This is a genomic window from Ottowia sp. (assembly GCF_046348305.1).
Lineage (GTDB): Bacteria > Pseudomonadota > Gammaproteobacteria > Burkholderiales > Burkholderiaceae_C > Ottowia.
In genome coordinates this window covers 719817-746116 of the sequence record NZ_JAXMEM010000003.1, presented here as the reverse complement: position 1 = coordinate 746116, position 26300 = coordinate 719817, and the positions used below count along the sequence as shown (strand labels likewise).

Genomic DNA, 26300 nt, shown 5'->3' with positions numbered 1-26300 from the left:
TTATGCCATTGGTTCAGGCCGATTTCGGCATGTCCAGCTCGAAGGCGCGGTGCAGCGCGCGCACGGCCAGTTCCATGTATTTCTCGTCGATGACCACCGAGGTCTTGATCTCGCTGGTGGAGATCATCTGGATGTTGATGCCCTCCTCGCTCAGGGTGCGGAACATCTTGGCCGCCACCCCGGCGTGGCTGCGCATGCCGATGCCGACGATGCTGACCTTGCAGATGCGCGGATCGCCCACCACGTCGGCGGCGCCCAGCTGCGGCACGACCTTGTCCTTGAGCAGCTCCATCGTGCGCGCCAGGTCGGGGTGCGGCACGGTGAAGCTGAAGTCGGTCTTGCCATCCTTGCTGACGTTCTGGATGATGACGTCGACCTCGACGTTGGCGTCGGCCACGGCGCCCAGGATCTGATAGGCGATGCCCGGGCGGTCGGGCACGCCAAAGACGGAGATCTTGGCCTCGTCCCGGTTGAAGGCGATGCCCGATACGACGGCGTGTTCCATTTGTTCGTCTTCCTCGAAAGTGATGAGCGTTCCGGATTGGGCCTCGACGGCCACATCGATGTCCCAGGGCGTGAAGCTGGAGAGCACGCGCACCGGCACGCGGTATTTGCCGGCAAATTCGACCGATCGGATCTGCAGCACCTTGCTGCCCAGGCTGGCCATCTCCAGCATTTCCTCGAAGCTGATCGACGTCATGCGCCGCGCCTCGGGCACCACGCGCGGGTCGGTGGTGTAGATGCCGTCCACGTCGGTGAAGATCAGGCACTCGTCGGCCTTCAGCGCCGCCGCCACCGCCACCGCCGAGGTGTCGGAGCCACCGCGCCCCAGCGTGGTGATGTTGCCCGCCTCGTCGATGCCCTGAAAGCCGGTGATGATGACCACCCGCCCGGCGTTCAGGTCGGCGCGCACCTTGGCGTCGTCGATGCTCTCGATGCGCGCCTTGGTGTAGGCGCTGGTGGTGCGGATCGGCACCTGCCAGCCGGCGTAGCTGACGGCGGGCTGGCCCTCGGCCTGCAGCGCGATGGACAGCAGCCCCACCGACACCTGCTCGCCGGTGGAGGCCAGCATGTCCAGCTCGCGGTAATAGTCGGGCGTGAGCTTGCCCGGCGCCAGCTCCTTGGCCAGGCCCAACAGGCGGTTGGTCTCGCCGCTCATGGCGCTGGGCACCACCACCACCTGGTGGCCGGCGCGCGCCCACTTGGCCACGCGCTTGGCGACCTGGGCGATGCGCTCGGTCGAGCCCATCGAGGTGCCGCCGTATTTCTGGACGATCAAAGCCATGATTCGAGGTTGTCTTGCAGAAAGCCGTGGCGCCCGCGCGCCAATCGGCAAACCGCTGATTTTAGCGGCAGCTCAGGCGCGACCGGGCACGCCCGGCGCCCAGCGCAGGACGTCCCCCTCGCGCCGCACATGGCCCTGCCCCAGCTTCAGCTCGATGCCGTGCCCGCGCGTGCGGCACGCCTCGATCTGCGCCTGCAGCGCGGCCAGCTGGGCGCTGCTGGGCGTCTGGCCGTGCGCGGTGCGCAGCCAGTGGCGCAGCACATTGGCGCGCCGCGCCGCGCCCAGCGCGCGCAGGGCTGCCAGACGGGGCGGCACGCCACAGGCCGCCAGGTCCTGCGCGGCCACCTCGGCCAGGATGTCCTGCGCCTGCGCGGCGTGGGCGGCACTGCGCGCAAAGGTGGCGCGAAAGGCCGGCAGCACCTCGTCCAGCACGGGCAGCAGGCGCGCGCGGATGCGGTTGCGCGTCAAGCGCGCGTCGGCATTGCTCGGGTCCTCGATCCAGCCCTCGCCGCGGGCGCGCAACCAGGCGCGGATGGCTGGCCCCGGAACGCCCAGCAAAGGGCGTGCATAGTCCACATCGCCACGCCGCCAGCGGGCCGGCATGGCGGCGATGCCTGGCAGGCCGGCGCCGCGCGAGAGGGCGAGCAAGATGGTTTCGACCTGATCATCCGCATGTTGGGCGATGACTACTGTTTTTATAGCCGCCCGCGCTTGCCCATCAAGCGCCAGGGCATCAAATGCCTCATAACGACGGGTGCGGGCCACCTCCTCGGGGCTCTGGCCGGGCGCATGCCGCGCGTCGATCCGGCGCACGCGCAGCGGCACGTGCAGGCGAACGCACAGCGCCGCGCAGTGGCGCTCGAAGTCGTCGGCGGCCGCCTGCAGCCCGTGGTGCACGTGCCAGGCCTCGATCTGCCCCGGCCAGCGCTGGGCGCAGGCCAGCAGCAAGGCGGTGGAGTCGGCGCCGCCGCTGAAGGCCACGGCCAGCGGAAGCGCGGGCGCGGTGGCGGCAAACGCATCCATGGCCTGCTCCAGGTCGTGGGGGTCGAAGCGGGGCGACGGCGCGGGCATGGTCGGAGCGCATGTTAGGGCATGCCTGCTGCAAGCCGCCGCCTTGTCATCCGCCAACCCGCCCCCACGTTGAGCTGGGGCCGCAGCGCAGTGGCGTTGCAGCCCAGACCACCCCAAGGACTCAAGCCATGTGGAAGCTGACCCGACTGCTGACGATGCTGCGCAAGGAGTTGCAGCTGGCCTGGGCCCTGCTGCGCGACGCGCGCACGCCCAAGGCCGCCAAGTTGGCGATCGTGCTGGCGGTGCTGTATGTCGCCAGTCCGATCGATCTGGTGTCCGACTTCATCCCGGTGCTGGGCTGGCTGGACGACGGCCTGGTCGGCTGGTTGCTGCTGCAACTGGCCTTTCGCCTGTTGCCGCCCGAGCTGATGGCCGTGCTGCGCGCCAAGGTTGCGGCGCGCGCTGCGCCGCATCCCCGCTGAGCCTCAACGTTCCGCTTTGGTGTCGGTGAAGCGCCCGTAGCCCTGCAGGCGCTCGTAGCGGCGGTCCAGCAAGTCCTTCACCTTCAGGTCGCTCACCTGCCGCCAGGCATCGGCCAGCGCGCGCTTCAGGAACCCGCCCATCTGGCGCGCATCGCGGTGGGCGCCGCCCACAGGCTCGTTGACGATCTTGTCGATCAGGCCCAGCGCCTTCAGGCGGTGCGCGGTAATGCCCAGGGCAGCGGCGGCTTCCTCGGCCTTGTCGCTGGTCTTCCAGAGGATGGAGGCGCAGCCCTCGGGGCTGATGACCGAGTAGATCGAATACTGCAGCATCAGCACCTGGTCGGCCACGGCAATCGCCAGTGCGCCGCCCGAGCCGCCCTCGCCGATGATGGTGGTGATGATGGGCGTCTCCAGCTGCGCCATCTCGTAGATGTTGCGGCCGATCGCCTCGGACTGGCCGCGTTCCTCGGCGTCGATGCCCGGAAAGGCGCCCGGCGTGTCGACGAAGGTGAACACCGGCAGCTTGAACTTCTCGGCCGTCTTCATCAGGCGCAGCGCCTTGCGGTAGCCCTCGGGCCGCGTCATGCCGAAGTTGCGCGCGGCGCGCTCCTTGGTGTCGCGCCCCTTCTGGTGGCCCAGCACCATGCAGGCGTTGCCGTTGAAGCGCGCCAGCCCGCCGACGATGCTCTGGTCGTCGGCAAAGTGGCGATCGCCGTGCAGCTCGACGAAGTCGGTGAAGCACTCGCGGATGTAGTCCAGCGTGTAGGGCCGGTCGGGGTGGCGCGCGATCTTGGTGATCTGCCAGGGCGACAGGTCACTGTAGATGTCCTTGGTGAGCTTCAGGCTCTTCTTGTCAAGCTGGTCGATTTCTTCGGAGATATCGACCGCGCTTTCGGACTGCACGTAGCGCAGTTCCTCGATCTTGTTTTCCAGATCGGCAATGGGTTGCTCGAAATCCAGAAAGGTCTTCTTGGCCAAAAGCGGCTCCTCAGTGTCGAAACGGGGGCAATGTTACCGGATGCAGTAACCCTTGGCGATCAAACCGCCTGCGGCGAACGTAGCGGCAAGAGCCCGATGGTCGCGGAGCAGGCCATACCAGCGATCGCCGTGGCCGGGGTCTCCCCGGTCACTGGCGAAGCCCCCTTGAGGGGGGAAGCGCAACATCGCGCAGCGAGTGGAGCAACGGGGGTGTGCTCAATACGCCACTGGAAGGGGCTCGAGCGAGCGCCACATGTACCACGTGGCCACGCTGCGCCAGGGCGCCCAGGCCTGGGCCACCTCGCGCACCTCGCTGCGACTGACGGGCTCGCCCGAAAAATAATTGGTGCTGATGCCCTTGAGCAGGCCCACGTCGTCCAGCGGCAGCACGTCGGGGCGCAGCAGGTGGAACATCAAAAACATCTCGGCCGTCCAGCGGCCGATGCCGCGAATGGCCACCAGCTCGGCGATGATGGCCTCGTCGTCCATGCCCACCCAGTCGCCCACATGGATCTTGCCGGCGTCGAAGTGCAGCGCCAGGTCCACCAGGTATTCGACCTTGCGCGCCGACAGGCCCGCGGCGCGCATGTCGTCCACCTTGAGCTTGAGCACCGCCGCCGGCGTCATGCGCCGGGGCAGCGCCTCGAAGCGCTGCCACACCGACTGCGCCGCCTTGACCGAAATCTGCTGGCCCACGATGGAGCGCGCCAGCGTGATGAAGGCGTCGCCGCGCGAGCTCAGGCAGGCGTCGCCGAAATGCGGGATCAGCCGGCGCAACACCCGGTCGCGCTTGGTCAGGTGCGCGCAGGCGTCGGCCCAGTAGGCGGGCGTCTCCAACGCGGTTGCTTGTTTTTTTGCAGCTGCCATCGCAATCTCCATCAGCGCAAGCGGCCAATCATGCTGATGAGATTGGTCACTGAACCGCCTCCCAGGTGGTGCCCGTGGGCGAGTCCTTGAGCACGATGCCGGCGGCCAGCAGCGCGGCGCGGATGGCGTCGGCTTCGGCAAAATTCTTCGCCTTCTTGGCGGCGGCGCGCGCTTCGATCTGCGCCGCAATCGCCGCCGCATCCAGCGCGCTGCCGGCCTGCAAAAAAGTCTTGGGGTCGGCTTGCAGCAGGCCCAGGCAGCCGCCCAGTGCCTTGAGCAGGCCCGCGTCTCCGGGCCGGCGCGCGCGGTTGACCTCGCTGGCCAATTCAAACAGCACCGCCACCGCCTCGGGCGTGCCGAAGTCCTCGTCCATCGCCGCCTTGAAGCGGGCGGCATGCGCGTTGGACCAGTCGATCGCCACCTCGGCCGCCGGCACGGCATCGAGCGCGGTGTACAGGCGGCGCAGCGCCGCGCGTGCGTCCTGCAGGTGCACGTCGCTGTAATTCAGCGGGCTGCGGTAATGCGCGCGCACGATGAAGAAGCGGATCGTCTCGGCGTCGAACTGCTCCAGCACCTCGCGGATGGTGAAGAAGTTGCCCAGCGACTTGGACATCTTCTCGTTGTCGATGTTGACAAAGCCGTTGTGCATCCACAAGCGCGCCAAGGGCTGGCCGCTGGCACCTTCGCTTTGCGCGATCTCGTTTTCGTGGTGCGGGAACGTGAGGTCGGCCCCGCCGCCGTGGATGTCAAAGGTCTCGCCCAGCAGCGCGCAGCTCATGGCCGAGCACTCGATGTGCCAGCCGGGCCGGCCCAGGCCGTAGGGGCTGTCCCACTTGGCGCCCTCGGGCTCGGTGGGCTTGGCGGACTTCCAGAGCACGAAGTCCAGCGGGTCGTGCTTGCCGTCATCCACCGCCACGCGCTCGCCGGCTTGCAGTTCATCCAGCGTCTTGCCCGACAGCTTGCCGTAGCCGGCAAACTTGCGCACCGCGTAGTTCACGTCGCCGCTGGCGGCCTGATAGGCCAGCCCCTTGTCCTGCAAGCGGCCGATGATGGACAGCATCTGCGGCACGTAGTCGGTGGCGCGCGGGTCGTGCGTGGGGCGCTCGATGCCCAGCGCGTCGAAGTCGCGGTACATCTCGGCAATCATGCGGTCGGTCAGCTGGCGGATGGTCTCGCCGTTGTCCAGCGCGCGGCGGATGATCTTGTCCTCGATGTCGGTGATGTTGCGCACGAAGGTGACGCGCAGGCCACTGGCTTTCAGCCAGCGCTGGACCACGTCGAAGGCCACGGCCGAGCGCGCGTGGCCGATGTGGCACAGGTCATACACCGTGATGCCGCACACGTACATGCGCACATGGCCGGGCTCGATGGGCGAAAGCACTTCCAGCCCACGCGAGAGCGTGTTGTAAATCCGTAGGGTCATGGAGAAATCTGAAAACCGCAGAGGGCAGGCGAGCCCATTGGGCACATGGTCGGACGCCACAGCCTGCCCGTCAAGAGGGAAAGCGCGGCTCGCGGTGGCATGGGCGCGCAATCGACCTGCTTGGCTACAATGGCCCGCAGTATAGAACCTGCCCGTCGATGCCTCGTCGGAGCCCGCCCGCCGATGCCACCGCACCCATTCCCGCCCCTGCCCCGCCGCCTGGCCGCCCTGCTGCTGGCCGCGTGCGCGCTGGGCGCCGGCAGCGCCGGGGCCGCCGACGACTATGCCGAAGTGCAGCGCCTGCAAGGCGCGGGGCAAACCCAGGAGGCGCTCGAGCTGGCCGACAAGTACATCGCCGCGCACCCGCGCGATCCGCAGATGCGCTTCATCAAGGCCAACGTGCTGGGCCGCACGGGCAAGCCGGACGAGGCGCAGGCCATCTTGCTGCAACTGACGCGCGACTACCCCGAGCTGGCCGAGCCCTGGAACAACCTGGCCGTGCTCTACGCCGGCCGCGGACAGCTGGGCCAGGCCCGCGAGGCGCTGCAGAACGCCTTGCGCATTCAGCCCGACTACGCCACCGCGCTGGAGAACCTGGGCGACGTGCAGGCGCGCGAAGCCCTGCAGTCCCTGCAGCGCGCGCGCCAGCACGGCGCGGGCGACCCGAAGCTGCCGGCCAAGATCGAAGCCCTGCAAGGCCAATGGGGCGACAACGCCCGGCCCGCGCAATGAGCGTGGGCTGGAGCGCAGGCTGACCCCCGCCGGGAACTTGCGCCCCCGCGCCGCGCACCAATCACGGTCCTTTTTTCTCCTTCAAACCCCTGTCATGACCCTGTCCCGCCGCTTGCTCAACCGCCTGGCCGCCACCGCGCTGGCCACCGCCGCCCTGGCCACCGCCCTGCCCGCGCTGGCCGCCGACCCGAAAGTCAAGTTCGTCACCACCGACGGCGACTTCGTGGTCGAGCTCTATCCCGATGCCGCGCCCAAGACGGTGGCCAACTTCCTGCAGTACGTCAAGGACAAGCACTACGACGGCACCATCTTCCACCGCGTGATCAAGAACTTCATGGTGCAAGGCGGCGGCTTCGACGCCAACTACAAGGAAAAGCCCACGCGCGCCTCGGTCATCCATGAGGGCCGGCAAGCACTGGCCAAGGGCCTGAAGAACGTGCGCGGCTCCCTCGCCATGGCGCGCACCAGTGATCCGCACTCGGCCAAGGCCCAGTTCTTCATCAACGTGGTCGACAACCCGCGGCTGGACCCGGTCATCCTGCCCGCGGGCGACCCGGTCACCTTTGAATACCAGGGCCAGCTGCAAAAGGACATTCCGCGCGCCCAGGTCGAAAACCACCCCGCCCTGTTCGGCTACACCGTGTTCGGCAAGGTCGTGAGCGGCATGGACACCATCGACAAGATCCGCGACGAGCCCACCGGCGCCGGCGGCCCCTTCCCCACCGACGTGCCGCAAAAGCCGGTCGTCATCCAATCCGCCACCCTCATCAACTGAGAAACGTTTCCATGAGCAAGCCCCAAGTCGAACTGCACATCAAGGACCACGGCGTCATCACGCTCGAACTCGATCACGAGAAAGCGCCCAAGTCCGTGACCAACTTCCTGTCGTATGTGCAGAACGGCCACTACGACAACACGGTGTTTCACCGCGTCATCAAGAACTTCATGATCCAGGGCGGCGGCTTCGAGCCCGGCATGAAGCAAAAGCCCACCCAGGCGCCCGTCACCAACGAGGCCGACAACGGCCTGAAAAACGCCCGCTACACCGTGGCCATGGCCCGCACCAGCGACCCGCACTCGGCCACCGCGCAGTTTTTCATCAACACGGTGGACAACGACTTCCTCGACTTCAAGGCCCCCACCGCGCAAGGCTGGGGCTACGCCGTGTTCGGCAAGGTCGTCAAGGGCCAGGAGGTGGTGGACGCCATCCGGGCCCTGCCCACCACGCGCAAGGGCTTTCACGACGACGTGCCGCGCGAGGATGTGGTCATTGAAAAGGCCGTGAAGGTCTGAACGTCACCCCATGACGGCCGTGCCCCCATTCGGCTTGCTGCACGCACCCGATCATTGGCGCACGGTCGATTTCATCTCCGACCTGCACCTCAAGCCCGAGGAGCCCGCCACCTTCGAGGCCTGGGCGCGCTACATGGCGCAGACCCGCGCCGACGCGGTCATCATCCTGGGCGATCTGTTCGAGGTCTGGGTCGGCGATGACGCCGCCGCGCCCGGCAGCTTCGAGGCGCACTGCGGCGGCGTGCTGGACGCCTGCCCGGCCGACCTGGCCTTCATGCGCGGCAACCGCGACTTTCTGGTGGGCAGCGACTTCCTGGCGCGCCACGGCATGCGCGACCTGGCCGACGACCCGACCGTGCTGGTGCTGGGCGCGCAGCGCATCGTGCTCAGCCACGGCGACCTGCTGTGCACCGATGACGTGGCCTATCAGCAGTTTCGCCAGCAGGTGCGAAGCAGCGACTGGCAGCGCGCCTTCCTGGCCCGCCCCCTGCCCGAGCGCCAGGCCATCGCGCGCCAGATGCGCGAGCACAGCGAGGCCCACCACGCCGCCACCGCACCCGCTGACTACGCCCACACCAACGCCGAGCTGGCGCGCCAATGGCTGCAAGCGGCCGACGCGCCCATGCTGATCCACGGCCACACGCACCAGCCGGCCGACCACGCCCTGGGCACCGGCGCCGACGGGCACGCGCTCACGCAGGTGGTGCTGAGCGATTGGCACATCGACGCGCGCACGCACCGCGCCCAGGTGCTGCGCCTCTCGGCGGACGGCGCCCGCACGCGTCTGGACCCCGACGCGGCGGGATAGCGCCTTGCCCCTGCTGCCCGCCCTCGCCCGCTGGTGGCGCCGCACGGTGCGCCCGCCCAAGCCCATTCCCGAGCGGCTGTGGCAGGCCACGCTGGTGCACTACGCCTTCTTGCAACGCTTGAGCGCGGGCGACCAGGCCCGGCTGCGGCGCCTGGCCACGTACTTTCTGGCGCACAAGGAATTCAGCGGCGCGCACGGCCTGCGCATCACCGACGCCATGGCCGTGGCCGTGGCCGCGCAAGCCTGTCTGCCACTGCTGCACCTGGGGCCACCCGACACCCCCGAGGACGCGCTCGGCTGGTACGACGACTTCGTCGGCATCGTCATGCACCCGGCCGACGCCGTCGCTCCCCGCCAGGTGATGGACCACGCCGGCGTAGTGCACCACTATGCCGAGGTGCTGAGCGGCGAGGCCATGCAGGACGGCCCCGTCATGCTGAGCTGGCCGGCGGTGCAGGGCGAAGGCATGGGCGCGGCCAGCAACGTGGTGATCCACGAGTTCGTGCACAAGATGGACATGCAGGCCGGCGGCGCCCGCGGCGCGCCGCCGCTGCCACGCGGCTTCATGGGCGCGCGCAGCGCACGCGAAGCGGCGGCGCACTGGGCCCGCACCTGGGCGCCGGCCTACCACGCATTTCGCGAGCAGGTGATCCGCGCCGAGCGCTTTGGCGAGCCCCTGCCCTGGCTGGACGCCTACGGCGCCAGTGCCCCCGCCGAGTTTTTTGCCGTGGCCTGCGAGGCCCACTTCGTCGAGCCCGAGCGCTTTGCGCAGGAGTTTCCGGCGCTCGCGGCCAGCTTGCGCGAGTTCTTCAAGCAAAAAGAGCCGGCAGCGCCCGTTCAATAAACGCAGACAGCTATCAAATCAAGAGCTATTGCGCCGCCGCGATCTGCCGCAGCGCCTGCTCGAACACCTCCGGCGGCTGCCCGCCCGAGATCAGGTGGCGCTGGTTGATGACCACCGCCGGCACCGACTGAATGCCCGCCATCTGCCAGCGCCGCTCGGCCGCGCGCACTGCGTCGGCAAACTCCTCGCCCGCCAAAATCTGCCGCGCCCGCGCCTCGTCCAGGCCCGCTGCGCGCACGGCCGCCAGCAGCACTTCGTCGTGATCGACCCGCTCGGCGCGGGCGTGATAGGCCTCCAGCAAGGCGCGCTTGAGCGCGAGTTGCTTGTCCACGCCATCCAGCCCGGCCCAGTGCAGCAAGCGATGGGCGTTGAAGGTGTTGACGATGCGCCCGCGCCCGTCGGGGTTGAAGGCAAAGCCCACCGCCGCGCCGCGTTCACGGATGGTGGCCTGGATGCGTGCGCGCTGCTCGGGCGTGGAGCCGTACTTGCGCCCCAGATGCTCGCCGATGTCCTCGCCTTCGGGCCCCATGTCGGGGTTGAGCTCGAAGGGCTGAAAGTGCAGCTCGGCCTGCACGGCGTCGGCGCTGTTCTTGAGCGCCTGTTGCAGCGAGGCCAGACCCACGGCGCACCAGGGGCAGGCCACGTCGGAGACGAAGTCGATCCGCATCGAGATGGGCATAAAACAAGTCCTTTGCAATCAAAACAGGAGCTGCCCGCGCAATATGGGAACCGGCTGGAGCGCGATTTGTCTCTTTGAATTCAAATCGCCAGCGCGCGACCCAGCGCCGCGTCGAACGTGGCCGGCGCCTCGAACTGCACCCAGTGACCGGCGCCCTCGATCCGTTGCAGGCCGCGAAAATCCAGCGCCGCAGCGGCAAATGCACCCTCGAGCCGATCGACGGCTGGGCCATAGACCGCATCGTGCGCGCCGTAGATCGCGTGCACCGGACACGGCACCCGCGGCAGCGTGCGCGCCAGGATGTCGGTGTGCGCCAGGCGCCGGCGCGGCAGGCGGTCGCGCGCCACGTTGGCGATGTGCACTTGCAGCGCCAGCCCGTCGATCAGCCGCGCATCGTGCAGCATCAGCACGCCCAGGTTGTGGCGGTGCGCGTCGGCCTGCGCCTCGGGCGTGCCCAGGTGACGCCAGGCGCGCAGTTCGAACTGGCGACCGGACGTCAGGCCCATCGCCGGCGCGCCCACCAGCACCACGCGCCGCGCCAGCTTGGGATGCGCGGCCAGCAGCAGGCCTGCCGTCATGCCGCCGAAGGAAAAACCCACCAGGTCGACCGCCTCACCCGGCAGCAACGTGCGCAGGCCGGTGGCCAGCGGCTCGATCATGGCGTCGGCGTCGGTGCCGCCCGGCGGCGGGTCGGAGTCGCCAAAGCCCGGCAAATCGACCGCCAGCACCCAGCGGCCGGCGTCGACCAGGGGCAGGATGTTTTTGACCCAATGCGTCCACGAGCCGCTGCCACCATGAAACAGCACCAGCGGCGCCACGCCGGCGCGGCGCTCGCCCCAGGCGTGCCAGACGATGCGGCCCTGGCCCATGGGCGTATCCAGGCGCTGGGCTTGCTGCAGGCGCGCGCGGTTGGCGGGCGGCAGCAGGTCGGGGACGTCGATGGGCTGCATGGGGATCCGGCGAGTCATCAATCTTCAAGCGAAGCCGACCAGCGCTCACCCCAGTCGGCGTGGCGCTGCTCGTCGAGCGCGCGGCGCTCGCGCTTGGTCGGGCGGCCCTGGGCGATGCTGTGCGCCGGCTCGGGCGCCAGGCGGCGATCGGCCGCGGCCTGCTCGCGCGCGGCCGCGCTGGCCGCGGTCTCTTTGTACAACTGCTGCGCCACGGGCGCGGGGCCGCGCATGGGGCTCAGCGCCCGCACCTGGACTTCGCGCTCGATCTCGCCCTGGCGCACCCGAACGAGCTCACCCGCCTTCAGCTCGCGCGCCGGCTTGACGTTGGCGCCCGCCACCTGCACGCGCCCGCGCTCGATGGCCTGCACGGCCAGCGCGCGCGTCTTGAAAAAGCGCGCGGCCCACAGCCATTTGTCGATGCGCTGGCGCTCCAAGGGTTCGGTCATGGTCAGTCGCCATTGTGCCGCCGGCATGGCAAATCGGGCCCGGGACCCTTGCGGCCCATGTCCATGCTTGCGCAGCGTCGGACTCGATGGATTGACGAGAAATCAGGCTCCAGCGCACACGCAATGGGCGCCAGAAGCTACTGAAATCATAGCGCCTGGGCCGCAAGCGGCTGCGCAAGCCAGGGCCGGCCGACGGCCCAGGTCATCCGCCCCCTCAAGGCACCCGCACCAGCACCGGCACCCCCGCCTGCCGCAGGCAGCCCGTGGTGACGCTGCCCAGCAGCGCCGACTGCAGCGCCGTGCGCCCGCGCGTGACCATGGCCAGGATGGCGTCGGGCCGGCCGCGGACGAAGTCGGCGATGGCCGCGCCGGGATCGCCGTGCAGCACCTCCCAGGTGGTCGCCACCTGGTAGCGCGCGGCCAGATCGCGGGCGCAAGCGCGCACGTAGCCGGTCTCGAGCCCCTTCATCGCGTCGCTGTCAGGCGTCTCGCCGCGCGCGGTGGCTGCCGGGTTGACCACGTTGACGACCACCAGCTGGGCACCCAGGCTCTGCGCCAGTTGCGCGGCCTGCGGGGCCATGGCCTCGGACAGCTCGGTGCCATCCAGCGGCAGCACCACGTTGCGGATACCGGGCACGGTCGCCGGCGCCCCACCCGTGGGGCGGTACACCAGCACCGGCGCGCCGGCGCTGCCGCGCACCACGCGCAGCGCCACACTGCCGACCATGGCTTCCATCAGGCCAGAGTGCCCGTGCGTGGTCATCACCACCAGCGTTTCAGGCACGGCGCGCGCCTGCGCGAGGATGGCTTCGGCCACGTCGCCCGACGCCAGCACGCACTGGCCGCGCGCGCCGTGGGCCACGCCCAGGTTCTCGACATAGGCGCGTGCATCGGGTTCGTCTGCCGCCTTCTCCACCACGCGCAGCAGCGTGAGCGGCGCACCACGCGCGGCCAGGGCCACCGCATAGGGAATGACTTCTTCGGAAAAGCGCGAGCCGTCCAGCGCCACCAGGATTCGTTCGTACACTGCGAGCACCTCCAGAGCTTGGGTTGAAAAGCCGCTCCAGTGTAGGGCAGCCGCGGGGGCCCGGCCAGCGCCCCCGGTGCGGCAGCTACACCAGCCGTTCGATCCGGCGGTAGCGCCACACCAGCAGATAGAAAGCGCTTTGCAGCGCCAGCATCACGCTGAACACCACCGGGTACGACATCCACACGCCCGGCAGTCCGAAACGCGCCGACAGCGCGTGCGCCGCCGGCAACTGCACCAGCGCGATCGAGGCCACGCTGATGCCCGTGGGCACCCACACCGTGCCGCTGGCGCGCATGACGCCGGCCACCACGGCCTGCATGCCAAAAATCACACTGCCCCACAGCATCACATACAGCAGCCCCTGCGCCATGGCCAGCACCGACGGTGCGGTAAGGAAAAACCCCAGCAGCCAGTGCGAGAGCCCGTAGCCCAGCAGCACCAGGCTGCCGGTCAGCACGCCGTTCAGCAGCAGGCCGGTGCGCACGATGGCCGACAGGCGCTCCACCCGGCCGGCGCCGATGGCCTGCGCGCCCAGGATCGAGGCCGTGATGGCGATCGACAGCGCCGGGAACTGCACGTAGTTGACGATCTGGTTGACCGCGCCGTAGGCCGCCGTGGCGTCGGCCCCGTAGCGGTTGACCAGGCCCAGGATGGCCAGCTCGGCCATGGCGATGGTCACCATCTGCACGCCCGTGGGCACGCCGATGCGCAGCACGGCGCGCAGCAGCCGCCCGTTGATGCGCAGCGCGCGCAGCAGTTCGGCGTCGGGCGCCAGCGGGTGGCGCCTGCGGCGCAGATACACCCACAAAAAAGCCAGCGCCAGCGCAAACGACACCCAGCCGGCCACGGCCGCGCTGACCACGCCCAGCCGCGGCAGGCCCAGCCAGCCCCGGATCAGCGCCGGCGTGACCAGCAGGCCCACGGCGGTGGACAGGCACAGCGCCAGCAGCGGCGTGACCGTGTCGCCCACGCCGCGCAGCAGCTGCGTGTACAGGATGAACACCAGCAGCAGCGGCATGCTGAGCATCATCACCCGCGCATAGGCCACGGCGTCCGGCAGCAGCTCGGGCGCGGTGCCCAGCGCGGTCAGCGCGGGGCGGGCCAAGGACTCGCCCAGCACCGCGGCCCCCAGGCCGATCAGGCCGCCCAGCGCCAGCGCGGTGCCGGCAATCGCCTTGACCTTGTGCGGCTCGCGCGCGCCCCAGGCCTGGCCGATCAGCACCGACGCGCCGGCGCCCACGCCGATGACCAGCGCGATGAAGAAGAACACCACCGGGAACATGCCCGCGACAGCGGCCAGCGCATCGGTGCCCAGCATCTGCCCGATGTAGACGCCATTCACGCTGCCCGACAGCGATTGCAGGATGTTGGCCAGCACCATCGGCCCCAGAAAGGCCAGGTAGGTGCGCCACAGCGGGCGCTGGCTGACTGCGCGCGGCGCGGCGGATGGGGCGGCGCTCACGAGGCCGACTCCAGCACGATGGCGCGCGCCCGCTCTTCGGCACTGGGCGGCTCGTACTGCGACTCCATGAAGTCGAACATGGCCGGCGTCACCTCGAAGGCGAAGGTGGCACCGCGCTGCGTGTTGCGCCGGGCCACGCGCTCGCGCCGCAGCGCCAGCGGCGCATCGACGAAATGCCATTGCACCGCCAGGCCTGCTGCACTGGCGCGGGCCGCGGCGGCCTCGCGCTGCGCGCGCTTCATGAAGCCCAGGTCGAGCACCACGGCACAACCGGCGCGCAGGGCGGCTTCGGCGGTGAGCCAGATGCGCGACTCGCAACGCTGCACCCGATCCATGACCCAGGCCAGGTCCATGGGCCGCGGCACGTCGGGGCCAAAGAGCGGGCCCATCCAGTCGTCGATGGCCAGCGGCAGGGCTCGATGGATGCGCGCCAGTTCGCCGGCGCGCGTGGATTTGCCGGCCCCCTGGGGGCCGTAGATGAGATGCAGGGTGTTCATGGAAACCGAAAAAAGGATCAGTGGCTGGATTCGGGCGCCAGCCAGCCCGGCGCCGCCAGCCGGCGCGCATGGGCCGCGACGTCCGTCGGCCACGCCGCGATGAGCGTCTCGAAGCGTTCGCGCTCACCCGCGAACAGCGCGCGCGTCGCCTCCTCGAAGCCGGGGCGGTGGCCGGCGATGGCGTTCATGAATTTGTAGCATCGCTCGATGGCGCGGCGCCGGTCATCGGCCGATTCGCCGGCTTTGCGGGCCTGATCGACCAAACGGCGCAAGGCGGCCGAGGCGCCGCCCGGCTGCGCCGACAGCCAATCCCAGTGGCGTGGCAGCAGGGTCACCTCGCGCGCCACCACGCCCAGGCGCGGGCGGCCCGGCGACGGGCGGGGCGCGGCCCGGCCGTTTGCCGGGACGGATGCACGGGCTCCATCGACGCCCATGCGCGCCAGCAATGCGGCGTGCTCGGGGCGCGGTGGCGCGTCCACCGGCGCGCCGGTGGCATCATCGAAGACGAGCACGGGCTGCTCCTGCTCGTCCAGGGACGCCAAGGCCTGGGCAATGTCGGCATACGCACCACAGGCCAGCAGGCGATCGCCCGCGAAGGCGGTGTAGCGGGACGTGTAAATCGTGTTCATGCACTTATTGTACCCGGGTTAAATTATTTTGCCCGGGTATTTTTAAAAATGTCGCGTGCACGCTACCATCAACCCGATGTCCGCCAATCAGACACCGCCCCCACCCGATCTGCCGCGCGACGGCGACCGCATCCTGGCGCTGGCGGCACGCTCGATGTTCGATCTGTTTGCCAACGCCAGCGAAGGCATGCTGCTGATCGACCGCGACGCACGCGTGGTGTGGATCAACGACCAATACCGGCGCTTTCTGCCGGCATTGGGCTTTGCGCGCGAGGAGGACTTCGTCGGCCAGCCGGTGGCCCAGGTCATCGACAACACGCAGATGCACGAGGTGCTGCGCACCGGCAAGCCGATCCTGATCGACCTGCTGGCCAACAAGGCCGGCACCTTCGTGGTCAGCCGCATTCCGCTGCGCGACGCGGCCGGCGAGGTGATCGGCGTGCTGGGCATCGTGCTGTTCGACCAGACATCGGCGCACATGCGGGCGCTGACGGCGCAGTTTGCCCGGCTGCAGCAAGACCTGCTGGACGCGCGGCGCGAGCTGGACGCCCAGCGCAGCCAGGGCGGCGCCCCGCGCCGCACCAAATACACCCTGGCCAGCTTTGTCGGCGCCAGCCCGGGCGCCGTCGAGGTCAAGCGCCAGGCACGGCGCGCAGCGCAGTCGGGCAGCCCGGTGCTGCTGCTGGGCGAGACCGGCACCGGCAAGGAGCTGCTGGCGCACGGCATCCATGCCGCGTCGGGGCGGGCGTCGGGGCCGTTTGTCAGCGTCAACATCGCGGCCGTGCCCGACACCCTGCTGGAGGCCGAGTTCTTCGGCGTCGCGCCCGGCGCCTACACCGGGGCCGAGCGCAAGGGCCGCGTGGGCAAGTTCAAGCTGGCCGACGGCGGCACGCTGTTTCTGGACGAGATCGGCGACATGCCGCTGCCGCTGCAGGCCAAGCTGCTGCGCGCACTGCAGGAGGGCGAGATCGAGCCGCTGGGCAGCAACCAGCTGGTGCCGTTCGACGCGCGGCTGATTGCCGCCACCAGCCGCGACCTGCCGGCGCTGGTGCGCGAAGGGCGCTTTCGCGAAGACCTGTACTACCGCCTGAGCGTGCTGCCGCTGCGCGTGCCGCCGCTGCGCGAGCGCCGCGGCGACATCCCGGCGCTGCTCGAGGTGCTGGGCGAGGACATGGCCCAGCGCGGCACGCCACCGCCCGAGCTGACCCCCGGCGCACTGGCCCTGCTGGCCGCGCAGCACTGGCGCGGCAACATCCGCGAGTTGCGCAACGTGCTGGAGCAGGCCGCCCTGCACGCCGACTCCGACCGGCTGGATGGCGAGCACATGGAGGCCGTGCTGCGCCTGGCCGGCGTGGCCCAGATCCAGCCGGCGCTGCCCGCCGCCGAAGCGCCGGCAGGCGCCGACACCCTCTTGCAGCCGCTGGCCCGCCAGGTGCGCGCGCTGGAGCAGCGCGCCATCGCCGCCGCGCTGCGCGCCACCGGCGGCAACAAGCTGGCGGCCGCGCGCCTGCTGGGCATCTCGCGCGCCACCTTGTATGAGCGCCTGGATGCCTCGGTTCGCGCAGAGCCAACGGGTTAACACTGATCCCGTTTCAGGCGATTGACTGATTTTCAGGCATCAATTTGCCTGAAATTTGTTCACATCAAGCCCGGACGCAGCCAAATCACGCGCAAAATCGAGGCGCTGCAACTTGGCATGCCTTTTGCATGATCTTTGGATTGCTGGCTTTCGACATTCAACAGGAGACTCTCACATGCAACGTCGCTCCCTCATGGCCCTGGCCGCCGCGGCCGCCCTCATCAGCACCTCGGCGCTGGCCGCCGGCGAGATCAAGATCGCCCACATCTACAGCAAGACCGGCCCGCTGGAGGCTTACGGCAAGCAGACCCAGACCGGCCTGATGATGGGCCTGAACTACGCCACCGGCGGCACCATGGAAGTGGCGGGCAAGAAGATCGTGCTGATCGAGAAGGACGACCAGGGCAAGCCCGACCTGGGCAAGAGCCTGCTGGCCACCGCCTACGCCGACGACAAGGCGGACTTGGCCGTCGGCCCCACCAGCTCGGGCGTGGCGCTGGCCATGCTGCCGGTGGCCGAGGAGTACAAGAAGATCCTGCTGGTCGAGCCCGCCGTGGCCGACTCCATCACCGGCGACAAGTGGAACAAGTACATCTTCCGCACCGGCCGCAACAGCAGCCAGGACGCCATCAGCAACGCCACCGCGATGGACAAGGACGGCGTGTCCATCGCCACGCTGGCGCAGGACTACGCCTTTGGCCGAGACGGCGTGAAGGCCTTCAAGGACGCGCTCAAGCACGCCAAGATCGTGCACGAGGAATACCTGCCCCAAACCACCACCGACTTCACCGCCGGCATCCAGCGCCTGATCGACGCGCTCAAGGACAAGCCCGGCCGCAAGGCCATCGAGGTGATCTGGGCCGGCGGCACGCCGCCCTTTGCCGCGCTGGCCGCGCAGGACCTGAAAAAGCGCTACGGCATCGAGGTCTTCACCGGCGGCAACATCCTGCCGGCCATGGCCAGCTACAAGGCCTTCCCCGGCATGGAAGGCGCCACCTACTACTACTACGGCATCCCCAAGAACCCGTCCAACGACGCCCTGGTGGCCATGCACTACAAGGAGTTCAAGGCGCCGCCCGACTTCTTCACCGCCGGCGGCTTTGCCGCGGCCGAGGCGATCGTGACGGCGCTGAAGGCCACCAATGGCGACACCAACACCAACAAGCTCATCAAGACCATGGAGGGCATGAGCTTTGACACGCCCAAGGGCAAGATGACCTTCCGCAAGGAAGACCACCAGGCCATGCAAAGCATGTACCACTTCAAGATCAAGGTGGACCCGGCCTTTGCCTGGGGCGTGCCCGAGCTGGTGCACGAGATCAAGCCCGAAGAAATGAACGTGCCAATCCGCAACAAGCGCTGATTGCGATTTTTCCTCCCTCTCCCTCTGGGAGAGGGTTGGGGTGAGGGCCAGCGACGATGGCGACGCGCCGGCTTGATCCACGCCCCCGCCCCTCACCCCCCACCCTCTCCCCCGCGGGGAGAGGGAGCTACAGATCCATGCTCGAAACCGAAGACCTGACCATCCGCTTCGGCGGCCACGTGGCCGTCAACGCGGTCACCTGCGCCTTCGCGCCCGGCACGCTCACGGCCATCGTCGGGCCCAATGGCGCGGGCAAGACCACCTACTTCAACCTCATCTCCGGCCAGCTCAAGGCCACGAGCGGGCGCGTGCGCCTGAACGGGCGCGACCTGTCGGCGCTGCCGCCCTCGGCACGCACCAAGGCCGGGCTGGGGCGGGCGTTTCAGCTCACCAACCTGTTTCCCAACCTGAGCGTGCTGGAGAACGTGCGCCTGGCCGTGCAGGCCACGCAGGGCGGCGCACAGGCGCTCAACCCGTGGCGCATCTGGAGCGACCACACCGACTGGACCCGGCGCGCGCAGGACATCCTCGCGTCGGTGGCCATGCAGGCGCAGCAAGGCATGCCCGTGGCCAGCCTGCCGCACGGCGACCAGCGCAAGCTGGAGGTGGCCCTGCTGATGGCGCTCGATCCGCAGGTCTACATGTTCGACGAGCCCACCGCCGGCATGAGCCACGACGAGGCGCCCGTCATCCTCGACCTGATCCGCGCGCTGAAGAAAGACAAGAGCAAGACCATCCTGCTGGTCGAGCACAAGATGGACGTGGTGCGCGAGCTGGCCGACCGCATCATCGTGCTGACCAACGGCCAGCTGGTGGCCGACGGCGAGCCCGCCGAAGTCATCGCCTCGCCCGTGGTGCAGCAGGCCTATCTGGGCGTGAGCAAGGACGAGGAAGCGGCCGCATGAGACACGCCACAAAAACAGCCGAGACAGCCGGACGCAGAGGACGCAAAGAATTCGCAAAGGACGCAAAAGATACCGAAAGAAAATTGGTTTTCTTTTGCGTCCTCTGCGCAACTTTTGCGTCCTCTGCGTCCGGTATTCAGGGGACGCCCGCATGACCCCGAACCTGCTCGAGTTGCAAGGCGTGCACACCCACATCGGCGCCTATCACATCCTGCACGGCGTGGACTTGGCTGTGCCGCGCGGGCAGCTCACCTTGCTGCTGGGGCGCAATGGCGCGGGCAAGACCACCACGCTGCGCACCATCATGGGCCTGTGGTCCGCCAGCCAGGGGCGCATCACCTTCAACGGGCAGGACATCACGCGCCAGCACACGCCGCAGATCGCCCAGCAGGGCATCGCCTACGTGCCCGAGAACATGGGTATCTTCGCCGACCTGACGGTCAAGGAAAACATGGTGCTGGCCGCGCGCGGCGCGCGCACCACAGCGCAGATCGACGGCGAGCGCCTGCAGTGGATCTTCCAGCTCTTTCCGGCGGTCGAGAAGTTCTGGAACCACCCGGCCGGCAAGCTCTCGGGCGGGCAAAAGCAGATGCTGGCCGTGGCGCGCGCCATCGTCGAGCCGCGCGAACTGCTGATCGTGGACGAGCCCAGCAAGGGCCTGGCGCCCGCCATCATCAACAACATGATCGAGGCCTTCGCGCAGCTCAAGAAGAGCGGCGTGACCATCCTGCTGGTGGAGCAGAACATCGGCTTTGCCAAGCGCCTGGGCGACACCGTGGCGGTGATGGACGACGGGCGCGTGGTGCATGCCGGCAGCATGGCGGCGCTGGCCGCCGATGAAGCGCTGCAGCAGCGCTTGCTCGGCTTGTCGCTCGGATGAATGCCATGGCAACCAATCACCGCGCCAGGGCCGGTCGGGGGCAGCCCCTCACCCCTCCCTCTCCCCAAAGGGGCGAGGGCGATCGGCTCTGCCGGTTTTACTCCCTCTCCCTCTGGGAGAGGGTTGGGGTGAGGGCAGCGGCCTTCGATCAGGCACCGCGCCATTCAAGACAAATCATGCCCCAGCGCCCGCCCATCCAGCGCTAGCAGCTTCTGAATCAATAGCAAACCACCCCGCATGAAAGCGCTCGACTTCGACTACAAGCCCCTGCTGCTGGTGCCCGTGCTGGCCCTGCTGGCGCTGCCACTGGTGGGCTCGGGCTCGACCTGGCTGACGCTCACGGTGGCCGGCCTGGCCATGGGCATGATCATCTTCATCATCGCCTCGGGCCTGACGCTGGTGTTCGGCCTGATGGACGTGCTGAACTTCGGCCACGGCGTGTTCATTGCCCTGGGCGCCTTCGTGGCCACCAGCGTGCTGGGCGCGATGAGCGACTGGACCGGATCGACCGAGCTGTGGCGCAACCTGGTCGCGGTGCTGCCGGCGATGGCAGTGGCCATGCTGGTGGCCGGCGCGGTGGGCGTGGCCTTCGAGCGCTTCATCGTGCGCCCGGTGTACGGCCAGCATCTCAAGCAGATTCTCATCACCATGGGCGGCATGATCATCGGCGAGGAGCTGATCAAGGTGATCTGGGGCCCGCAGCAGATTCCGCTGCCGCTGCCGGCCGGCATGCAGGGCTCGTGGCTGGTGGGCGATGCGGTGATCGAGAAGTACCGCGTGGTCGCCGTCGTCGTGGGCGTGCTCGTGTTTGCCGCGCTGCTGTGGACGCTGGCGCGCACCAAGGTCGGCCTGCTCATCCGCGCCGGCGTGCAGGATCGCGAGATGGTCGAATCGCTGGGCTACCGCATCCGGCGCCTGTTCGTGGGCGTGTTCGTGGTCGGCAGCGCGCTGGCCGGCCTGGGCGGCGTGATGTGGGGCCTGTACCAGCAGATCGTGGTGCCGCAGATGGGCTCGCAGGTCAACATCCTGATCTTCATCGTCATCATCATCGGCGGCCTTGGCTCTACCGCCGGTGCACTGATCGGCGCCCTGCTGGTCGGCCTGATGGCCAACTACACCGGTTTTCTGGCGCCCAAGGTGGCCCTCTTTTCCAACATCGCGCTGATGGTGGCGGTGCTGCTGTGGCGCCCGCAGGGCATTTACGCGGCGTCGAAATGAAAACGAGACCGGATGCAGAAGACGCAAAAGGTACGCAGAGGACGCAAAAGAAAACCATTTTTTGGCTCTGCATTTTTTGCGTCCTCTGCGAATCCTTTGCGTCCTCTGCGTCCGGTATTTCTAACCTATTGCTATCATAAACAGAGCTTCTTGCGCTTGTTGCAAAAGGGCTGGAGCCACTTTTCGTTCACAAACCATGTTCAGCCGCCTCCTCTCCCACGACCTGCCGCGCAGCAAGCTGCTGGCCGCCATCCTGATCGTCATCGTGCTGGGCCTGGCCGTGGCGCCGTTCGTGTTTCCGGGCGTCAAGGCGCTCAACGTGGCGGCCAAGGTGCTGATCTTCATCGTGCTGGTGGCGGCGTTCGATTTGCTGCTGGGCTACACCGGCATCGTCAGCTTTGCGCACACCATGTTCTTCGGCATCGGCGCCTACGGCATCGCCGTGGCCTGCACCCACCTGGGCGCCACGTGGACGGCGCTGACGGTGGGCACGGTGGTGGCGCTGGCGCTGTCGCTGGTGCTGGCGCTGGTGATCGGTTTGTTCTCGCTGCGCGTGCGCGCCATCTTCTTTGCCATGATCACGCTGGCCGTGGCCGCGGCGTTCCAGACGCTGGCCTCGCAACTGTCGGTCATCACCGGCGGCGAGGACGGCCTGACCTTCAAGCTGCCCGAATGGCTCTCGCCCAGTTTCGAGCCGTTCGAGACCGAGTTTTTCGGCGTGCTGATCGACGGCAAGATCATCGCCTACTACCTGCTGTTCATCGTCTGCGTGGCGCTGGTGCTGGCCTTGCTGCGCATCGTCAACTCGCCCTTCGGCCGCGTGCTGCAGGCGATCCGCGAAAACGAATTCCGCGCCGAGGCCATCGGCTACCGCGTGGTCGTGTACCGCACGCTGTCTTCGGTGCTGTCGGCCTTGTTCGCCACGCTGGCGGGCTGCATGCTGGCGCTCTGGCTGCGCTACAACGGGCCGGAGACCTCGCTCAGTTTCGAGATCATGATCGACGTTCTGCTGATCGTCGTCATCGGCGGCATGGGCACCATCTACGGCGCGTTGGTCGGCACCGTGCTGTTCATGGTCGCGCAAAGCTACCTGCAGGACCTGCTGCGCCTGGCCGGCGAGGCCACCTCGGCCGTGCCGCTGCTGCCCGCCCTCTTTTCACCGGACCGCTGGCTGCTGTGGCTGGGCCTGCTGTTCGTGCTGTCGGTCTACTACTTCCCGACCGGCGTGGTCGGCAAGCTGCGCGCGCGCGTGGCCCACGCAGCTGCCAAGCCTTCCCACCGAGGTCACTCCACGTGACTTTCACGTCCCACTATCTCGCCTGCGCCGGACGCGAGATTCATTTCACCGACTGGCAGCCGCAAGGCGCCGCGCGTGGCACCGTCATCGCCTGGCACGGCCTGGCGCGCACCGGGCGCGACATGGACGAGCTGGCCGCCCACCTGGCCGCGCGCGGCTGGCGCGTGGTCTGCCCCGACACCATCGGCCGCGGCCTGAGCCAGTGGGCGCGGCAGCCCGAGCACGAATACTGCCTGGCCTTCTACGCCCGCCTGGCGCGCGAGCTGCTGGTGCAACTGGGCATCGAGCGCTGCCACTGGGTCGGCACCTCGATGGGTGGGGCCATCGGCACCGTGGCGGCGTCAGGCTACTTCGAGCCCGAGCTGGCGCGGCGAATCCAGAGCCTCGTGCTCAATGACAACGCACCGCAACTGGCCGCTGCCGCCATCGAGCGCATCAGGCAGTACGCCGGCAGCCCGCCCGCCTTTGCCACCGTCACCGAGCTGGAGTCGTTCTTCCGCGCCGCCTACAAGCCCTACGGCTTTCTGACCGACGCGCAGTGGCGGCGCCTGACGGAGAGCAGCACGCGCCGTCTGCCCGACGGCCGCGTGACGCCGCACTACGACCCGGCCATCGTCGGGCAGTTCACGCACCACCCGGACGACTACGCCATCTGGCATCACTACGACGCGCTCACGATCCCCGTTCTGCTGCTGCGCGGCGAGCAGTCCGACCTGGTGCTGCACGAAACTGCCGAGCAGATGACACGCCGCGGCCCTGGCGCGCGGGGCCTGCTGCAATGGGACGAAGTGCCCGGCTGCGGCCACGCCCCCGCGCTGAACGTGCCGGTGCAACTCGAGCGGGTCAGCGCCTTCATCGAGGCAGCGGCTGCCAACCCTGCAGGTGCCGTTGCACCAAGCCCGCCAGCGCGGTGACCCACGCCGGGTGATCGTTCAGGCAGGGCACGTAGTCCAGCTCGCCGCCGCCGGCTGCCGTGAAGGCGGCCCGGCCCTCGATGGCGATTTCTTCCAGCGTCTCCAGGCAGTCGCTGACGAAGCCGGGGCACACCACATCCACCCGCCGGGCGCCGGCGCGGCCCAGTTGCTCGAGCGTGGCCTGCGTGGCCGGGCCCACCCATTGGGCACGGCCAAAACGCGACTGAAACGACAACTGCCATTGGTCCTTGCCCAGGCCCAGTTGCGCGGCCAGCAGACGCGCCGTCTCCCGGCATTCGGCCACGTACGGATCGCCCCGATCGACCGTGCGCTGCGGCACGCCATGAAAGCTCATCAACAGCGTGTCGGGCCGGCCCTTGGCCATCCAGTGCTCTTGCACGCGCTTGGCCAGGGCGCCGATGTAGCCGACGTCGTCGTGAAAGCGGTTGACAAAGCGCAGCTCCGGCACGTGGCGCGTGGCGCGCGTCCATTCGGTCACGGCGTCGATCACGCTGGCCGTCGTCGTGCCTGAATATTGCGGATACAGCGGCAGCACCAGCACGCGCGTGCAGCCCTCGGCCTTGAGCGCATCCAGCTCAGTGGCCACCGATGGCTGGCCGTAGCGCATGGCCAGGCGCACGCTTGCGTCGCAGCCGCGTTCGCCCAGATAGCCGCGCAACATCACGGCCTGCTTGCGGCTGTACACCAGCAGGGGCGAGCCCTCGGGCAGCCAGATGCTCTGGTATTTTTTGGCCGACACGGCGGGGCGCCGGCGCAGGATGATGCCGTGCAGGATCGGTTGCCACAGCGCCGGCGGGATCTCCACCACGCGCGGATCGCTCAAAAACTCCGCCAGATAGCGGCGCACCGCCGGCGGCGTGGCGGCGTCGGGCGTGCCCAGGTTGCACAGCAGCACGCCGATGCGCTCGCTCACCGGACTGCCTGCTGCGCGGGTGGGCTCGGGTCGAAAAAATGCCATGCGCTATTCTCGCCGCATGATTGATGTGACCCGCATCCGCGCCATCACCCTCGATCTGGACGACACCTTGTGGCCCGTGTGGCCCACCATCGAGCGCGCCGACCGGGCCGTGCGCGCCTGGCTGCAACCCCGCGCACCCGGTGCCGCCGCGCTGTCGGCCGACCGCGCCACCGTCGCTGCGGCGCGGCAATCCGTGGTGCAAGCGCGGCCCGAACTGGCCCACGACCTGGGCGCGATTCGCCGCGAATGCATTCGCCACCTGCTGCTGGGCGCCGGCGAAGACCCGGCGCTGGCAGAACCGGCCTTCGAGGTCTTTTATCGCGAGCGCCAGCGCGTCACCCTGTTCGACGATGCGCGGCCGGCGCTGGCGTTTTTGGCCGCGCGCTATCCGCTGGTGGCGCTGTCCAACGGCAACGCCGACATCGGCCGCGTGGGCCTGGCGCCCTTCTTTCATGCCGCGGTGGCGGCCGGCGACCTGGGCGTGGCCAAGCCCGACCGGCGCATCTTCCAGGCCGGCGCCAGCGCCGCCGGGGTCAGCCCATCGCAGGTGCTGCACATCGGCGACGACCCGCATCTGGACGCCGCCGGCGCCCTGGCCGCCGGCATGCAAAGCGCCTGGGTCAACCGCGCCGACCGCGCCTGGCCGGCTGAATTGCCGCAGGCGCCGCACACCGTGGTGCGCGATCTGGCGCGCCTGTGCGAGCTGTTGGGCGCCGCCTCGAACCCGTCGCCTTGAGGAGCCGCGAATGTCCCGCGCCCGCACCATGCAAGCCGCCTACATCGACCAGGTGGGCGGCCCCATCCGCATCGGCGCCCTGCCCGTGCCACGCCCCGGCCCCACCGACGTGCGGGTGCAGGTGGCCGCCAGCGGCGTCAACCATGTGGACCTGTTCGTGCGCTCCGGCGCGTACCGCACCCACACGCCGCTGCCCTTCGTGATCGGGCGCGACGCGGTGGGCACCGTGGTCGAGGTGGGTGCCGGCGTGGCCGCCTTTGCCGTGGGCGATCGCGTGTGGTGCAACAGCCTGGGGCACGCCGGACGCCAGGGCGCGCTGGCCGAATGCGCGGTTGTCGCGGCCGATCGACTCTACCGCCTGCCGGACGCCGTCGAGCCCGAGCACGCGGCGGCCGTCCTGCACACCGGCGCCACGGCCCACCTGGGCCTGGTGCGCGAGGCCCGCCTGCAGGCCGGCGACACGCTGTTCGTCGAGGGCGCCGGCGGCGGCGTGGGCAGCGCCATCGTGCAGATGGCCCGCGCCATGGGCGCGCGCATCATCGCCACGGCGGCGCGGCGCGACCACGACTGGTGCCGCGACTGCGGCGCCGACGTGCTGATCGACTACCACGACGACGACCGCTACGAGCAGGCCCGGCAAGCCGCGCCCGCGGGCATCGACGTGTGGTGGGACAACAGCGGCCGCAACGACTTTGCCGCCGTGCTGCCGCTGATGCGCCTGGGCGGGCGCGTGATCGTGATGTCCGGTCTGCGCGGCAGCGCGGCCAGTCTGCCGGTGGGCCCGATGTACACCCGCGACGTGAGCCTGCATGGCTTTGCCATCAGCAACGCCTCGGCAAGCGACCTGGCGCAGGCCGCCACCGCCATCAACCGGCTGCTGGCGGCCGGGCGGCTGAACGCGCGCATCGGCGCGACCTTTGCGCTGCACCAGACCGACCAGGCTTACGAGGCCATGGCGGCCGGCAAGGTCCCGGGCCGAATCGTGATCCGGATCTGACGACGCCTGCGGGCAA

At 68.9% G+C, this 26300-nt stretch carries 28 protein-coding genes; 15 read left to right on the top strand and 13 right to left on the bottom strand.

The annotated features are described in order from the left end of the window. Positions 1 to 13 precede the first annotated feature (13 nt). Positions 14 to 1285 (bottom strand): aspartate kinase, encoded by a 1272-nt coding sequence (locus tag U1F38_RS03575; RefSeq protein WP_409985665.1) that lies wholly within the window; start codon positions 1283 to 1285, stop codon positions 14 to 16. A gap of 72 nt (positions 1286 to 1357) precedes the next feature. After that, complete coding sequence (gene tilS, locus U1F38_RS03570) at positions 1358 to 2356, bottom strand: tRNA lysidine(34) synthetase TilS (RefSeq protein ID WP_409985664.1); 999 nt, start codon at positions 2354 to 2356, stop codon at positions 1358 to 1360. Between the two features lie 128 nt (positions 2357 to 2484). Here tilS and U1F38_RS03565 point away from each other — a divergent pair, with 128 nt between their 5' ends. After that, positions 2485 to 2778 (top strand): YkvA family protein, encoded by a 294-nt coding sequence (locus tag U1F38_RS03565; protein WP_409985663.1) that lies wholly within the window; start codon positions 2485 to 2487, stop codon positions 2776 to 2778. Positions 2779 to 2781: 3 nt separating this feature from the next. Here the strand turns inward: U1F38_RS03565 and U1F38_RS03560 are convergent, their stop codons facing one another. The 3 genes from U1F38_RS03560 to cysS form a co-directional block, all read right to left on the bottom strand. Then, positions 2782 to 3756: an acetyl-CoA carboxylase carboxyltransferase subunit alpha gene (locus tag U1F38_RS03560; protein WP_409985662.1), complete on the bottom strand. Its 975-nt coding sequence runs from the start codon at positions 3754 to 3756 to the stop codon at positions 2782 to 2784. Between the two features lie 216 nt (positions 3757 to 3972). Beyond that, positions 3973 to 4623 carry a DNA-3-methyladenine glycosylase family protein gene (locus U1F38_RS03555; protein WP_409985661.1) on the bottom strand — a complete coding sequence of 217 codons (651 nt, stop codon included), beginning with the start codon at positions 4621 to 4623 and terminating at the stop codon, positions 3973 to 3975. Between the two features lie 46 nt (positions 4624 to 4669). Beyond that, positions 4670 to 6046 carry a cysteine--tRNA ligase gene (gene cysS / locus U1F38_RS03550; RefSeq protein WP_409985660.1) on the bottom strand — a complete coding sequence of 459 codons (1377 nt, stop codon included), beginning with the start codon at positions 6044 to 6046 and terminating at the stop codon, positions 4670 to 4672. Between the two features lie 183 nt (positions 6047 to 6229). Here cysS and U1F38_RS03545 point away from each other — a divergent pair, with 183 nt between their 5' ends. The 5 genes from U1F38_RS03545 (at position 6230) to U1F38_RS03525 (ending at position 9723) form a co-directional block, all read left to right on the top strand. After that, positions 6230 to 6778 carry a tetratricopeptide repeat protein gene (locus tag U1F38_RS03545; RefSeq protein WP_409985659.1) on the top strand — a complete coding sequence of 183 codons (549 nt, stop codon included), beginning with the start codon at positions 6230 to 6232 and terminating at the stop codon, positions 6776 to 6778. A gap of 94 nt (positions 6779 to 6872) precedes the next feature. Then, complete coding sequence (locus U1F38_RS03540) at positions 6873 to 7553, top strand: peptidylprolyl isomerase (RefSeq protein WP_409985658.1); 681 nt, start codon at positions 6873 to 6875, stop codon at positions 7551 to 7553. 11 nt (positions 7554 to 7564) lie between these two features. Then, positions 7565 to 8071 (top strand): peptidylprolyl isomerase, encoded by a 507-nt coding sequence (locus U1F38_RS03535; RefSeq protein WP_409985657.1) that lies wholly within the window; start codon positions 7565 to 7567, stop codon positions 8069 to 8071. A gap of 10 nt (positions 8072 to 8081) precedes the next feature. Beyond that, positions 8082 to 8879, top strand: coding sequence for a UDP-2,3-diacylglucosamine diphosphatase (locus U1F38_RS03530; RefSeq protein WP_409985656.1), 798 nt, complete (start codon positions 8082 to 8084; stop codon positions 8877 to 8879). 4 nt (positions 8880 to 8883) lie between these two features. After that, entirely contained in the window at positions 8884 to 9723 is an 840-nt protein-coding gene (locus tag U1F38_RS03525) for a zinc-dependent peptidase (protein WP_409985655.1), read from the top strand. Between the two features lie 25 nt (positions 9724 to 9748). On the opposite strand, the gene U1F38_RS03520 is transcribed toward U1F38_RS03525, so the two are convergent. The 7 genes from U1F38_RS03520 to U1F38_RS03490 all read right to left on the bottom strand — a co-directional run bounded on the left by U1F38_RS03520 (position 9749) and on the right by U1F38_RS03490 (position 15416). After that, on the bottom strand, positions 9749 to 10402 hold the full coding sequence (locus tag U1F38_RS03520) for a DsbA family oxidoreductase (protein ID WP_409985654.1): 654 nt from the start codon (positions 10400 to 10402) through the stop codon (positions 9749 to 9751). A gap of 80 nt (positions 10403 to 10482) precedes the next feature. Further along, positions 10483 to 11352, bottom strand: coding sequence for an alpha/beta fold hydrolase (locus tag U1F38_RS03515; RefSeq protein WP_409985653.1), 870 nt, complete (start codon positions 11350 to 11352; stop codon positions 10483 to 10485). A 17-nt stretch (positions 11353 to 11369) separates the two neighbouring features. Further along, positions 11370 to 11798, bottom strand: coding sequence for an RNA-binding S4 domain-containing protein (locus U1F38_RS03510; RefSeq protein WP_409985652.1), 429 nt, complete (start codon positions 11796 to 11798; stop codon positions 11370 to 11372). 214 nt (positions 11799 to 12012) lie between these two features. Continuing rightward, positions 12013 to 12825, bottom strand: a complete 813-nt coding sequence (locus U1F38_RS03505; RefSeq protein WP_409985651.1) for a universal stress protein — start codon at positions 12823 to 12825, stop codon at positions 12013 to 12015. Between the two features lie 85 nt (positions 12826 to 12910). Then, a complete protein-coding gene (locus U1F38_RS03500; RefSeq protein WP_409985796.1) occupies positions 12911 to 14209 on the bottom strand; it encodes an MATE family efflux transporter in 1299 nt (432 codons plus the stop codon). 77 nt (positions 14210 to 14286) lie between these two features. Continuing rightward, positions 14287 to 14787 carry an AAA family ATPase gene (locus tag U1F38_RS03495; protein WP_409985650.1) on the bottom strand — a complete coding sequence of 167 codons (501 nt, stop codon included), beginning with the start codon at positions 14785 to 14787 and terminating at the stop codon, positions 14287 to 14289. A 17-nt stretch (positions 14788 to 14804) separates the two neighbouring features. Next, positions 14805 to 15416, bottom strand: a complete 612-nt coding sequence (locus U1F38_RS03490) for a DUF2239 family protein (RefSeq protein WP_409985649.1) — start codon at positions 15414 to 15416, stop codon at positions 14805 to 14807. A 76-nt stretch (positions 15417 to 15492) separates the two neighbouring features. Between U1F38_RS03490 and U1F38_RS03485 the strand changes: the two genes are divergently transcribed. From U1F38_RS03485 to U1F38_RS03455, 7 genes are all read left to right on the top strand, one after another. Beyond that, positions 15493 to 16995, top strand: a complete 1503-nt coding sequence (locus U1F38_RS03485; RefSeq protein ID WP_409985648.1) for a sigma-54 interaction domain-containing protein — start codon at positions 15493 to 15495, stop codon at positions 16993 to 16995. A 175-nt stretch (positions 16996 to 17170) separates the two neighbouring features. Beyond that, entirely contained in the window at positions 17171 to 18358 is a 1188-nt protein-coding gene (locus U1F38_RS03480; RefSeq protein WP_409985647.1) for a substrate-binding domain-containing protein, read from the top strand. A gap of 137 nt (positions 18359 to 18495) precedes the next feature. Continuing rightward, positions 18496 to 19263, top strand: a complete 768-nt coding sequence (locus tag U1F38_RS03475; protein WP_409985646.1) for an ABC transporter ATP-binding protein — start codon at positions 18496 to 18498, stop codon at positions 19261 to 19263. 151 nt (positions 19264 to 19414) lie between these two features. Further along, positions 19415 to 20143 (top strand): ABC transporter ATP-binding protein, encoded by a 729-nt coding sequence (locus U1F38_RS03470; RefSeq protein ID WP_409985645.1) that lies wholly within the window; start codon positions 19415 to 19417, stop codon positions 20141 to 20143. Positions 20144 to 20380: 237 nt separating this feature from the next. Then, a complete protein-coding gene (locus U1F38_RS03465) occupies positions 20381 to 21361 on the top strand; it encodes a branched-chain amino acid ABC transporter permease (protein ID WP_409985644.1) in 981 nt (326 codons plus the stop codon). 196 nt (positions 21362 to 21557) lie between these two features. Beyond that, positions 21558 to 22658, top strand: a complete 1101-nt coding sequence (locus tag U1F38_RS03460; protein WP_409985643.1) for a branched-chain amino acid ABC transporter permease — start codon at positions 21558 to 21560, stop codon at positions 22656 to 22658. Further along, the gene (locus U1F38_RS03455) at positions 22655 to 23572 is read left to right on the top strand and encodes an alpha/beta fold hydrolase (RefSeq protein WP_409985642.1); all 918 of its coding nucleotides are present in this window, start codon (positions 22655 to 22657) and stop codon (positions 23570 to 23572) included. Before U1F38_RS03460 ends, U1F38_RS03455 begins: the two co-directional genes overlap by 4 nt. Here the strand turns inward: U1F38_RS03455 and hemH are convergent. Next, on the bottom strand, positions 23511 to 24551 hold the full coding sequence (hemH, locus tag U1F38_RS03450; RefSeq protein ID WP_409985641.1) for a ferrochelatase: 1041 nt from the start codon (positions 24549 to 24551) through the stop codon (positions 23511 to 23513). The genes U1F38_RS03455 and hemH overlap by 62 nt on opposite strands. Positions 24552 to 24567: 16 nt before the next feature. Here hemH and U1F38_RS03445 point away from each other — a divergent pair, with 16 nt between their 5' ends. Then, a complete protein-coding gene (locus tag U1F38_RS03445; RefSeq protein WP_409985640.1) occupies positions 24568 to 25287 on the top strand; it encodes an HAD family hydrolase in 720 nt (239 codons plus the stop codon). Positions 25288 to 25297: 10 nt separating this feature from the next. Further along, positions 25298 to 26284: an NADPH:quinone reductase gene (locus tag U1F38_RS03440; protein ID WP_409985639.1), complete on the top strand. Its 987-nt coding sequence runs from the start codon at positions 25298 to 25300 to the stop codon at positions 26282 to 26284. The last annotated feature ends 16 nt before the right edge of the window (positions 26285 to 26300 follow it).